Source organism: Bacteroides sp. AM23-12 (assembly GCF_003434395.1).
Lineage (GTDB): Bacteria > Bacteroidota > Bacteroidia > Bacteroidales > Bacteroidaceae > Bacteroides > Bacteroides thetaiotaomicron.
Map to the genome: position 1 here is coordinate 51,417 of NZ_QTLF01000016.1, position 12,807 is coordinate 64,223.

Here is a 12,807-nt window from a genome sequence, read left to right on the forward strand (position 1 = left end):
TCTATGATAAAAGTGAAAGGCTTCGGGTATGATTACCGGTAGCCTTTTATTGTTGGGTATGGATTACTTTATTAAGAATTATAAATCAGTACCACCGTATACGCTACATAGCAAAGTATCATAATGCTTCCTTCTATCCGTGTAATGGTCCGCTTGGCAAAGAACAGCCCGAACAGCCAGAGCAGAATGCTGGAACCTACCAGTGTGAACAGGTCGAAGTTTGTAATTCCGCTAAGATGGAGGGGAGTGATACTGGCGCTGCACCCCAATACAAAGAAGATATTGAAGAGATTACTGCCGATTACATTTCCGATAGCCATTTCCGGATTCTTTTTCAGTGCGGCGACGATGGAAGTGGCAAGCTCCGGCAGGGAAGTTCCTCCGGCTACCAGCGTTAATCCGATAATGGATTCGCTGACTCCCATGCTGCGGGCAATCCCTGTAGCTCCGTTGACGAACAGCTGACCTCCATAGATGAGTGCTGCCAGTCCGCCAATGATATAGAGAATGGATTTCCACCACGAAAGTAGCTTGATCTCTTCTTCCGGTGCCGTGTGTTCATGTCCTGCCGGTTCCGGTGTAGGAGAAGATTGGGGAGAAGCGATAGCAAACGTATATCCCATGAAGATAGCGAAGAAGCAGAGTAAAAGCAAACCGTCTACTCTGTTCAGTATATTTTCTGTGGCATGGTCCAGGAATATGTCATTGGCGCATATCAGTAACACCAAAGACGAAAGGATACAGAGCGGAATCTCCTTTCGTAAGGTATTCCGGGTGATGACAATCGGAGCGAACAGTGCCGTACATCCCACGATCATCAGTGTATTGAAAATGTTACTTCCTACTACATTACCTATAGCAATATCTGCGCTTCCTTTCAGAGCAGAAGAGACACTCACCGTCAGTTCCGGAGCGGACGTGCCGAAGGCAACAATGGTTAGTCCGATGACAATAGAAGGTATGCGGAAACGTTTGGCTACGGAAGCAGCACCGTCTGTCAGTCCGTTAGCTCCTAGAAGAATGAGGATTAATCCTCCGATGAGGAACAGTATATTCATAATTTTTCTCTTTTGGTGGCAAAGATAATCATTTTGGAAGTTGTTATGTCAAAAACAATCCGTATGTTTGCTATGTTTAATGAAAAGTGAATTTATATTTCATTCACAAACTGGAATCATTCTATATGGATATGAAAAAAATAAAACGGTTTGCGCTACTGCTGATCATGGCATCCTTTGCGGTGAATGTACAGGCGCAACTGGAGCAGGCAGTCAAGAAGATCTTTGCCGGAGATACAGTAGCAACGCATCCAACCTCCTTGCGCCGGGATTCAGATTCTGCCCGTGTGGCAAATTTGCAGAAATCCCTGGAAGAGGCCCGGCTCAATGAAGCCAATATGCGCATGGAGATGGAGCAGATGAGGCTTCAGACAATGGCAGCCGATTCGGTGAAATTATCCCAGCAACGGCAGCGTATCGACTCTTTGCGTCAGTTCACGAAAGGAGTACCCGTCATTGCCGAAGGTGATACCCTGTTTTATCTTTTTACAAAACGCGGCGGATACGCTCCCCAGCAACGGGCACAGATGACTGGTGCCGCTATCGAAGAGATAGGAAAGCGTTTTAATCTCCGTCCCGATTCCGTCTCCATCGACCATTCGGATATTGTTTCCGACCTGATGTATGGCAACAAGGTATTGCTGTCTCTTACAGACCAGGATGCTTTGTGGGAAGGAGTCTCCCGTGACTCCCTTGCCAAGGAGAGGCGGCAGAATGTGATCACCAAACTGCATGAGATGAAAGCGGAACATAGCGTGTGGCGGATGGCGAAACGTATCCTTTATTTCCTGCTGGTGATTGTCGGCCAGTATCTCCTTTTCCGTCTGACCAACTGGCTGTTCCGCAAACTGAAAGTACGCATCCTGCGTCTGAAAGATACGAAGATAAAGCCTGTGTCTATCCAGGGATACGAGTTGCTGGATGCCCAGAAACAAGCCAATCTCTTGGTCTTCCTTGCCGGCATCGGGCGTTATATCCTTATGGGGATACAGTTGGTAATCACTGTCCCGCTGATTTTTATCATCTTCCCGCAGACCGAAGGATTAGCCTATCGCTTACTAGGTTATATCTGGAATCCGATTCGGAATATCTTTGTGGATATTATAGACTATATCCCCAATCTGTTTACAATTGTTGTTATCTGGTATGCGGTGAAGTATCTGGTACGTATGGTGCTTTATCTGGCTCGTGAGATAGAGGCGGGGCGTCTCAAATTCAATGGTTTCTATCCGGATTGGGCAATGCCGACCTTCCACATCGTCCGGTTCCTGCTCTACGCGTTTATGATTGCAATGATTTACCCTTATCTGCCAGGCTCTAAATCGGGTGTATTTCAGGGCATTTCGGTCTTTGTCGGATTGATTGTTTCGCTCGGATCGAGTACCGTTATCGGCAATATTATTGCCGGACTGGTGATTACTTATATGCGCCCGTTCAAGATGGGCGACCGGATTAAACTGAACGATACCACCGGCGATATTATAGAGAAGACGCCGCTTGTCACCCGTATCCGCACTCCGAAAAATGAGGTGGTGACGGTGCCCAATTCTTTTATTATGTCCTCTCATACGGTGAATTATAGTACATCGGCACGGGAGTATGGCTTGATTATCCATTCGGAGGTATCCATCGGTTATGATGTTCCCTGGCGTCAGGTCAATCAGATACTGATTGATGCTGCATTGAATACCCCCGGAGTGGTGGATGATCCGCGCCCGTTTGTGCTGGAAACTTCGTTGAGTGACTGGTATCCGGTGTATCAGATTAATGCTTATATCAAAGAGGCGCATAAGATGGCGCAGATTTATTCTGATTTGCACCAGACTATTCAGGATAAGTTTAATGAAGCGGGAATCGAGATTATGTCTCCGCATTACATGGCTGTCCGTGATGGGAATGAAACAACGATTCCCAAGGATGATCTAAGCAAGAGTAAACCTGCGGATACTGCTAATCAGAGTAATAAATCAGAGTAATATAGGCTCATCATCTATAAGTAATAAATATTCCCAGCTGTATATTTGGGGATATACAAGTCTGTCTACCGTTACTTTTGATTGCTGATTAGTCTACTCTTATTTCATGTTTTCGTGTATATGCTGGAATATTTATGATTGCTTCAAACGTAATAATAGAAAAAAGACTAACTTAGCACAATTTTTAGATATTACGAATATGAGAAAAGTATTCTATTTAGTCTTATCACTTGTAATTGCAAGTTGCACCTCTAATAACGAACTGCAAGAGAAACTGGCATTTATTGATGTCACCGAAGAATATCCCGAAAAGAAAATTGAGCTCACCGATATTGCGGGTGTCTCTTATCTGCACCTCAATTCAAAAACTGATGATTATCTCTATAAAGGCAGCATTGATTATGTAACCGAAAACAATATTATTGTTATAGACCGCTCTCAGAACAGCGTGCTGTTTTTCTCAAAAGAGGGAAATCCCAAATCACATTTTAACCGTAGGGGACAGGGACCGGAAGAATACAGCGATGCAGCTTCGCTAATGTATGATGAGGCAAATGATGAAGTGTTTGTTTCGCCCGACTTTAGCAATCATATTATGGTCTATTCATCATTGGGTGAATTCAAAAGGAAAATAAATTTACCTCAGGTGAATGTTAACGGACAAATGGCTTTGTTTGACGATGTGTCCATATTGGTGTATGATAACACGAAATTGTGGCAATCTACCATGCAAAGCAATGCCCCAGAAGTAGAACAAACCATTGATTCAGTTTTCTTTCTTATTTCCAAATTGGATGGTACAGTGCTGGATTATATCTCACTACCAAACGAAAATATAGATCTGAGTTATAAAAACAGTGTATTTACTAGTCAGGTGAATTACGGACGTGTGAGAAAGTCGGCTGACGGATTACTTTTATACAATCCCGAATCCGACACCGTTTTTCATTACAGCAAAGAAAAGCATTTAACTCCATATATGCACAAAAAACCAATATTGAGCAGTCAAAACCCAATGACGGTTATGGATATCTGCATGGATGCGGGAAAATATCAGTTTATAGCGGTTTACCCTTATCGGGAAACAGGGAAATCTCCGACACCAAAGTATTATATGCGCAACAAAGCAACAGGAGAACTGTTTCGCCAAAAAATAACTCTTTCCGATTTTGAAGGAAAAGAGTTGTATATCAATCCCCGGCTTTTTAATTATTATGAACATGCATACCACTTTGAACTGGATTTTGCTGAACTCGAAGAAGCATATTACAAAAACAAGCTCAGTGGTAAACTCAAAGAACTGGTTGCTTCACTTCTTGAAAATGAGGAAAGTAATAATGTTTTTGTGTTTGCGGATTTTAATTGATAAAAACATACCTTTTGGGCTTGTTTCCAATATTGGGTGAATTGTAAAAAGAGTTATAGATAAGCCTGGACCACATGAAGAGATGATATTACATGTCGTACCAAGATCAATACAACATTTTAGTAATTGCCAACAAGTCTTCAAACTACAAAACAATGACTTTTATCGTAGCGCACCCCAGCGATAATACTCATTGTTAAATATTTAAAACAATATTAACGGGTGCTAAAATTAAAATAAATGATTATCCGCATCGTGTCCTATTGTAAGTTCTGGACTTGAAGTCCGTGTTGTAGCTGATTGCCTATTATAAAAGTAATTTCCTACGAGAGTATGTACTGTAACTCGAAATATTGCAAAATGATCTCTGAATAAAGGATTACTATAATAAATCAGGGCGCCCCCTTCATCGCGAAGGAGACGCCCTTTGTCGTGTGTGTTTTTTCTGAGAGTAGAATTTTTTTCTTTAATAGAGAACTTATTTCTTTCGGGTCACTGTATAAAGTACATTTCCCTTTTTATCTATCATACGCAGATTAAGCTCCTTCTTGTCGATAGAGCAAACGGAGAAACCCGGTTCGGGACTGCAGAATTTTGTACCTTCGATGGGTTCTACCTTGCGTGCGAGGGAGGCGGCGGAGTTGACCACATAGTCAATATCGCTTCCCGGTACACGGATATGCTGGAAGTTGTGGATATGACCGCAGATGTACATATCTACGTTGTGCTTGCGCAGAATGCTGTCTACGCGTTTCTGCATGTCAAGCCGCTCGCTTTCTTCTTTCGGAGTGTAGGCATAGATGGGGTGGTGACCAGCCACGATGATCCAGTCTTCCTTGGCGCTTGCCAGCACAGATTCCAGCCATAACAGCTGTTTGCTGATGTCCTGCTTGTAGGCATCCGGATATTTATCGCTTTCGTTGCGGTATTTATCAATCAGCGGAGTGGTGTCTATCCAGACGATGCGGATAGTAGCTCCTTTTTCTTCGAATACCTTGGTGTAGTAACGGTCGGGCATCGACCAGCGGCGGCTGATGTTCGTGTAGTCCAGTACTGCCTGAGTGTTTCCGCGATATTCGTGGTTGCCTAAGATGGAGAACCAGTCGATCATCAGTTCGGGGTGGGAGTAGATAAGCTCGTAGTTGGTCATCCACAAAGGGTCGTTCACGCTGCGCACTCCGTCGAAGTGGTGAACGTCTCCGGTGGCTAATACAAATTCGGGGCCTATCTCTTCGCCCATTGTGCCCATCAGTTCGGCGATTGGCTTTTGGTCATAGTAGCCGTTGCGACCTAAATCATTGGCTACATAGAAGTTAAACTTCTTGTCAAAGATGGAATAATCCGTGAGCTGTGCGTGAGCGAATGTAAAGACGGAAAGAAAAAGAAGAATGAATAAGCTTTTTATCTTCATATTATATTGATTATTAGTTGTTTATAATTGCCGTTATTGAAAGACTGAAATTCTCTGTTCTTTTGGTTTTAAAGGAACGAGGCGTTGGTTTAAAACCAAGACCCCGTTCCTTTAAAACCAACGGGGCGTTCCATTCTTAGGAACGGAGGTTTTCGCTTTTCGCATTGTCAGAAGTTAACTTTTACGCCGGCATTAATCTTTACACCGTAGTACTCCGCCTGCATGGTGCGGTCTTTGGTTCCCTGATAGTAACGAAGAGGCTGGTTCAGCAGGTTGGTGGCGTCTGCATAGAACGTGGTCTTTATCTTCTTGCCGAAGGTGTAGCTGGCGTTCAGGTCCATGTAGCTCACTGCGTCATAGTAACGGTCGAGGGCTGCCACTTCTCCCATTTCGTCGATGAAGCTCGAAGCGTAGTTGTAGGAGAAGCGTACGTTGAAGCCTTTCTTTTCGAAGTAAAGGGAAGCATTGGCTGTATGTTCGGGTGATCCTGGCAGGGACAGGTCTTTCTCGTTCTCACGACCTTCGAAGTTGAAGTTGTTCACTTGGGTGTGGGTGTAGGTGTACGTACCATAGAAACCGATACATTTCAGTGCGGGGGCGATGAAGCCGAAGTCGCGTTGATAGGCCAGTTCTACGCCCAGCAGGTCGGCGTCGCCGGCGTTTTTGGGTTGGGTGAACTTCTTGTATTCGTTGTTCTGATAGGTGTAGTCACCGATAACCTGATCGACGATAAAGTCATTGATCTTTTTGTAGAAAATACCTGCGCTGATCAGACCGACACTTTTGAAGTAGTAGTCTGCGCTGAGGTCGAGGTTGTAGGAGATGGTCGGGGTCAGGTCGGAGTTACCCATCACCAGTTCGTTGTCGCTGCGGTTGATGTTGACACAGGGGATCAATGCAGAGTATTTCGGGCGGCTCAGTGTCTCGGTGAACGAAGTGCGGAGCTTTAAGTCGTCGTTCACATCGTATTTGAACAAGAGGCTGGGGAGCCAGTTGACATAGCTGTTCTTATGGTTTCCGGTAGGTTCGAGAGTTTCTGTCTCGTCTTTGTCGTCGGCTACGTTCCAGTTCCAGCCGTTGTATTTGATGTGGGTGGCTTCCATGCGTAAGCCTGCCATCATTTTTATCTTCTTTCCCAAGTTCTGGTCGAAGCGGAAGAAGGCGGAAGTTACGTTCTCACGGGCGTGGTAGTTGCCGGAGGATTCTTCGAGTACCTGTTCGCCTTCCATACTGCTGAGGTCGAGTGAACCCAGGTATTCTTTGGATACGAAATCGGTCGGCTTATATTGATTTCCCGGCATATATCCGTCACGAATCTGGCTGGTGAGGTTGTTCATGTAATCCTTGTCGAAAGCGTCCTTGTACGCATCTGCGTAATCATAGCAAAGGGTGTTGCGGTCTTTGGTCTTGGAGGCGTACTTTGCTCCGAACCGCAGGCTGTTACCATAGATACCGTTTGTCAGCGGAAGTTCGAAGTCGACTTTGAACTTAAGGTCTTTTTCGTAGATTTCCTGGTTGCTTTCGGTCAGTTCCTTCACTTTCCATTTGCCCCTTTCGCCGTCCGCTTCTCCGTTGTGCAAGTTGACGTCCGTAGTCACGTAAGGGAAACGGTCGCCGGCATCTACGACGGTAAAGCCGAGGAAGTCCTGTTTCAGGCTGAAGTATCTTTCGTTCGGACGGTCTTCGCTGGCACGGGCGTAGGAAGCTCCCCAGTTGACGGACAGCTTTCCGAACTGATGTTCACCGCTCAGACTGAGGTCCATTGTCTGTTGTAATTCCAGACGGGCATTTCTGTTGTCGGGTGTTCCTCCTTTTGTCTCGATCTGGGCGGATTGCTGCATATCTCCTTCGTCGTCTAGTCCTGTCTTATCCAAATCCTTATAGGTGACGCGGTAGCGGTTTTCCCAGTCGTGGCGACGGTTGTAGATACCTTGCAGCGTCAGCCGGTGGTTCGGGTTGATGTCGTAGTCGAAAGCCAGTGAGTAGCTTTGGCGTTCGCGGGTTACGTAGTACTGGCGTTTCTGTGCTTCCACCATGACTACTTCGCCTTTTTTGTTGACGTCATATTCAAACTCCACATCGTCCGATCCTGACGGAGCGTTCTGATAAGAGATGGCGGCCATCATTCCCAGTTTGTCATTGAAGAAACGGTCGCCGTAGGTAAATCCTAAGTTCAACTGTGCTTTCTGGCTGATCCAGTTGTAGCCGGTTCCTGCTGTGGCGCTGAACATCCGTTTGTAAGGAGTGCTTTTTGTCACCAGATTGATGGAGCCGCCGATGGCATCTCCGTCCATATCCGAGGTAACGACTTTGTTCACTTCGATTGTCTGCACCATGTCTGCGGGGATGAGGTCGAGCTGGACATTACGGGTATCGCCTTCGGCAGAAGGGAGGCGGTTGCCGTTGATGGTCACGGAACTGAGGTCGGCGGAGGTACCGCGGACTTGTCCGAAGCGAGCTTCCCCCTGGTCGTATTGTACATTAATACCGTTGATACGTTTGAGGGCATCGCCGATATTGGAATCGGGGAACTTTCCGACCTGATCGGCTGAAACGACATTGGTGATTCCGAGGTTGTTCTTTTGTGAGTTGATGGCGCGGCGTTGTCCCTGGAAGGCGCCGCCTACCACTACTTCCTGCAGTTCGAGCCCTTCATTGAGTACGACGTCCTTTTCGAGTGTCTTTCCTGCCGGAATGGTGATTTTCATTTCGACGGGAGAGTAGCCTACGTAGCTGACTTTCACGGTGTATGTGCCCGGTGTGAGATTGGCGAATGTATAATAACCGTTGACATCACTTGTCACTCCGGTATGTAGTTTTTCGATGTAGATGGAGGCTCCCGGAAGAATTTGCTTGGAAGTGTCTACTATGCGTCCGCGGATCGTACCCTGTCGGGCTACGTTTACTTTTTCCTCTGCAAAAGTATTTCCGCTTGTACTCATGATTAAAAGAGTCAAAGAGACTAATCTGAGAAATCGTTTCATAAATGTTAGCGTGCGTTAATTATTTGCTGCAAAAGTAGAGGTTTGACGTTTCTTGCTTTTTACAGTTGATTGAAGAACGCGTAACAAATATGCTACGATTGTGTTACGCAAGAAGGGCGCCCGCCTGCGGACACCCTTCGATACCTAACCCGATAAAAAGTTATCTTGAATGTATCTGAGATACGATCAATTCATTGGAATGTCGATACGTTCGCCCGTAACGGAAACGGCGCTTAACCGGAAACCATCTTTCCAGCGAACCGGAATGGTGAATGTATCTACAGACGAAGGGGCATTTTCGCCGCTGCAGATGAGGATGAATTTGTCGGTTTCATCTTTCACTTCGTACGTCACTACATTGGTCCAGTTCTTGATCGTGATGGTCTCACCGTTGTAAGTCACCGCATTGTCGCCGGAACCTACCGTAAATGTCTTGGGAGCATGAGTGGCATTCTCTCCTTTGATGATGGCGGGTTTCGTTTTATACAGTTCGTACGTATTATCTGAGATGTATTCTAGAGCGACATCCGGACGGGTGCCTCCCAGTGCGTTCACTTTCTGTTTGAGAGCGTCTATCATGTCTTGTGTCACGGTCAGCTGCTTTTTCCCGTAGTCGTCCAGTTCTTTGTCTACCGGAGTCAGGAATCCCCATTTAGTGAAGAAGTCGAGTAAGTTCATACCGGAAATCTTGGAGCAGGCATACACAAAGTCGAGCTGAATTTCTCCATGAGTCATTCCGGTGTAGTCTTTATTACGGGCGTATTCATATACCTCCGGATAAAAACCTCCTTTGTCCGTCTGTTGCAATGGAGTCCTGCCCAGTACTTTCCCGAAATAGAGTTCCAGTTGCCAGAAGGGAACGAGCTTACAGAATACATCGTTGGCATTATTCTTTCCCAGATTCTGGAAGTCGGCGTGCGGGCTTCCGGTGGCGATAATCCCACTCCATGCTTTGGAGTATCTGTTTCGGTAGGTGATTCCCATGTCTTCGACCTGTATGCGGGAGGGCTGGCCGAAAATGGTGGTCTGTATGTACTCGGACATGATGTTGTTCGTCACTTCCGTGTTGCCGCCCCACAATACTCCCGGACGGGTCTGATTGCAATGTCCTATCTCGTGTGCCGGTCCCCAGCAAGCGCTTGTCTTTAGCTTTTCCGGACTACAGATTTCATTCATTGTTGTTCGGTTGTAGGCTGTGTGATAGGCTGTGGCGTACATATAGGACTTATACATGACATTCAGATACATCCGGTTTCTGAACATCTTGTCGTATTTCTCCAATCCCAGCAGCTGCTGCTCGCTGTACACGATCTTGTCATAAAGGTCTATCAGTTCATCTCCCTTGGAACCTGTGTATGTCCGGAGGTCACTCGTCTCGAAAGTGAGGTGGGCATATTTCCCCAGTACGTCAAAATACCAGTTGGTTGCTTTGTTGAGCAGTTCCGACCAGCGTCCGTTATGCTCCGGGTTTTGCGAGTCGAAGTAGCCGTTCACTTTTCCCGATGCAAAATGGATTTTGACAGGGGCCGCTGCTGGATCGTCCAGCGTTTTTGTGACGTACATCACGTACACCAGTCCTTGTTCGCTGATAGTAAGCTTGTTGATTCCCTGATTCAGTAAGTAGGTTACTCCGCCAAAACCGTCATTCTCTGGTGCATCCAGATTCTGTACCCGCAGTCCGATGTCATATCCGTGTGTGTCTCCCACCAACACAATCAGGTTTTCACCTGCCTTGACCGATATTCCGGTCGGATTGTCCAACTGACTGTAAGGGTTGGTCTTATGGGTTTCCGACTGGATATCCGGATTGGGATATGCCTTGAACTCGCTGATACGGAATTCTGCGGGATACTTGCCTTTAATCATATAGTAGGCTATATTTTTAAAGAACGGGTATTCGCACTGCGCTATGTCATCTTCCGTAATACCGGTTTTCAGTTCACTGCAACTTGCATCTGTGAAGAGGGTCGAATAATCAAAGTTCACGGGATTCTTTGCAAAGAACTCCATCTCGGCGCATGAAGCAAATCCTTGTCCGTCGCCGGAACCGCTTTTTACGATGAAACGGAAAGACTTTGCCTGTATCGTTTGATCAAATGTTACTTTGCCTGCCGTAGCTGAACCTTGAAAATCTTTATCCAATAGTTTTGTGAATGTGTGACCGTCTGCTGAATATTGTATTTCTGTATCTTTAAGTCTACCATTATTTCCGTTGTTGCGCGGATGATATATCAAATAATCGACATCTGTGACTGTTTCAAAATTATAGGTTAATGTGATGGGGAAATAGTTGCTTGCACCATTACTCCAACTGGAATGATAAAGTGTCGAATAATCTCCGTCAAAAGACTTTTCGATGTTGCTGCCGGGTTGAAAAGAAGAAGCCGTCCCGCTCACTATTTTGATTTTGATATCACCTTTTACGTCCTCTCCATTGCCTTCGGCAAATTCGTTGAGACCTTTCTGGGTAACAAATACGAATGCGCTTACAGGTTCTGCCTGTTCCGTATCGGGATCGATAGTCGGTAATACTTCTGTTATTTCAATGTTGCCATGACGTTGACTGTCAAGTCCGGTCGCTTTCACCATATATCTATGGGGGGTGGTGACTGTGGCCGGTGCACGGCTGGCAGGTTTTGCGGTAATCCATTCCGGCAAAGTGATGGCTACTTCTACATTTGTCGTCACGTTAAACTGGATTTCTCCACCGATAACACCTACCTCAAAGCTGGGCTGGTCAACCAAAATGGCTGCTTCGTATCCCAACTGGCGTACTGTGATTGTCTTTGTCTGGTCGGCAGCTATAACGGTAACGGTTGCTTTGCGCACGTATCGTTCGTCACTTTCGTCTACAGATATTTTCAGTGCCTTCCCGTCTGCAGACGGGTGGCACCAATTTTTATCTGATTTGACGGTCCAGATATCCACATTGGTAGTAACAGCTACATTCTGGCTACCGGACTCACTATTGAAATCAACTGTCTCTTTTCCAACGGTTAAATTGGGGGTTGAAGAGCCGTCATCGTCAGAGCATGCCGTAGACAGGCATGGCAGCAACGATAATAGAAAGAAAAGCAGTATATATTTCTTCATTCTTTTTTTATTCGAGTACGACCATTGAACATTGATAGATTTCTAGTTCTCCTAAAGCAAAATAAGGGGTTCCCTTCGTGGTCTCTGTCACTTCGAACCAAAGATAGCGGGAAGGTTTTGACAGCGGAATTATCTCCGAGTTATACACTTCGCTCACTCCGTTAGGAAGCCCTGTTAAGGTAGTTTCCTTGTGGGTGCCTGCCTGTGAGATATCCACTGTATTGCCATCAATTTTCTCGACGCCATCAAACCATTCTGCTGGATTATAACTATCACTTGTATATAAGTTGATCGTTTTCCATGAACTATCGTTCGCACGGTTGGTATTAGTCGAACGGAATTTAATAGCGCTGACTTCTTCGCCTAAATCTACTACCAGATAATGTGGCATTTCCACTAGTGAGCTCCACCACGAGTGGAAGAAGGTTGCTATATTTCCGTCTACCAGGTCTTTTATCGGACGGGTAGGAAATGGAGCATTCGTCCATATTTTCTTATAGTCCAGATCTATCTTTACGGGAGTGCCGAAAGTAGGGTTGGCTTTTTCTGCCTGAGCCGTTATTTGGTGGCTGGGCCCTGCCGTATTGCCACGATTGAAGGCTTGTACAGTAAAGTCTATTTCACCGTACTTTTGGAGCAGATTGTCTATTACCAATTCGCTGGCGTATTGGCTGACTTGTTTTCTGTATGACTTTCCTGTGGCTCCGATTGTATATTCTATCTGTACATAATATAAGTTTTCATCGGCAGGGTTGGTCCAGCTCAGGGTAATCTGTCCCGGAGCGGGAGTCGCTTTTAGATTTTCGATGTCGCTGGGTACCGGATAGGAATCTTTGTCATCGCTGCAAGACCAGAGCATGGCTAATCCTCCGATAAGACATATCGTTATAAGTATCTTTTTCATGATCAGATTGTTTTT

Annotated in this window: 7 protein-coding genes; 2 read left to right on the forward strand and 5 right to left on the reverse strand. The window is 45.7% G+C overall.

Features of this window, described 5'->3' with window-relative positions; translation table 11 throughout:
- Positions 1–71: 71 nt before the first annotated feature.
- On the reverse strand, positions 72–1,058 hold the full coding sequence (locus DW640_RS14115) for a calcium/sodium antiporter (RefSeq protein ID WP_048694491.1): 987 nt from the start codon (positions 1,056–1,058) through the stop codon (positions 72–74).
- Positions 1,059–1,183: 125 nt separating this feature from the next.
- Here DW640_RS14115 and DW640_RS14120 point away from each other — a divergent pair, with 125 nt between their 5' ends.
- Entirely contained in the window at positions 1,184–3,034 is a 1,851-nt protein-coding gene (locus DW640_RS14120) for a mechanosensitive ion channel family protein (protein ID WP_048694515.1), read from the forward strand.
- A gap of 199 nt (positions 3,035–3,233) precedes the next feature.
- The gene (locus DW640_RS14125) at positions 3,234–4,400 is read left to right on the forward strand and encodes a 6-bladed beta-propeller (RefSeq protein ID WP_048694488.1); all 1,167 of its coding nucleotides are present in this window, start codon (positions 3,234–3,236) and stop codon (positions 4,398–4,400) included.
- A gap of 478 nt (positions 4,401–4,878) precedes the next feature.
- On the opposite strand, the gene DW640_RS14130 is transcribed toward DW640_RS14125, so the two are convergent.
- From DW640_RS14130 to DW640_RS14145, 4 genes are all read right to left on the reverse strand, one after another.
- Positions 4,879–5,811: a metallophosphoesterase gene (locus tag DW640_RS14130; protein ID WP_048694486.1), complete on the reverse strand. Its 933-nt coding sequence runs from the start codon at positions 5,809–5,811 to the stop codon at positions 4,879–4,881.
- 167 nt (positions 5,812–5,978) lie between these two features.
- Positions 5,979–8,795 (reverse strand): TonB-dependent receptor, encoded by a 2,817-nt coding sequence (locus DW640_RS14135; RefSeq protein ID WP_055229163.1) that lies wholly within the window; start codon positions 8,793–8,795, stop codon positions 5,979–5,981.
- 186 nt (positions 8,796–8,981) lie between these two features.
- Positions 8,982–11,888, reverse strand: coding sequence for a M60 family metallopeptidase (locus DW640_RS14140; RefSeq protein ID WP_117578537.1), 2,907 nt, complete (start codon positions 11,886–11,888; stop codon positions 8,982–8,984).
- 7 nt (positions 11,889–11,895) lie between these two features.
- Positions 11,896–12,792 (reverse strand): DUF4959 domain-containing protein, encoded by an 897-nt coding sequence (locus tag DW640_RS14145; RefSeq protein ID WP_008761774.1) that lies wholly within the window; start codon positions 12,790–12,792, stop codon positions 11,896–11,898.
- Positions 12,793–12,807: the final 15 nt, after the last annotated feature.

Excerpts from the sequence above, each read along its gene's own strand:
- DW640_RS14115 (WP_048694491.1), bottom strand. The coding sequence starts at position 1,058 with ATGAATATACTGTTCCTCATCGGAGGATTAATCCTCATTCTTCTAGGA.
- DW640_RS14120 (WP_048694515.1), top strand. The coding sequence starts at position 1,184 with ATGGATATGAAAAAAATAAAACGGTTTGCGCTACTGCTGATCATGGCA.
- DW640_RS14125 (WP_048694488.1), top strand. The coding sequence starts at position 3,234 with ATGAGAAAAGTATTCTATTTAGTCTTATCACTTGTAATTGCAAGTTGC.
- DW640_RS14130 (WP_048694486.1), bottom strand. The coding sequence starts at position 5,811 with ATGAAGATAAAAAGCTTATTCATTCTTCTTTTTCTTTCCGTCTTTACA.
- DW640_RS14135 (WP_055229163.1), bottom strand. The coding sequence starts at position 8,795 with ATGAAACGATTTCTCAGATTAGTCTCTTTGACTCTTTTAATCATGAGT.
- DW640_RS14140 (WP_117578537.1), bottom strand. The coding sequence starts at position 11,888 with ATGAAGAAATATATACTGCTTTTCTTTCTATTATCGTTGCTGCCATGC.
- DW640_RS14145 (WP_008761774.1), bottom strand. The coding sequence starts at position 12,792 with ATGAAAAAGATACTTATAACGATATGTCTTATCGGAGGATTAGCCATG.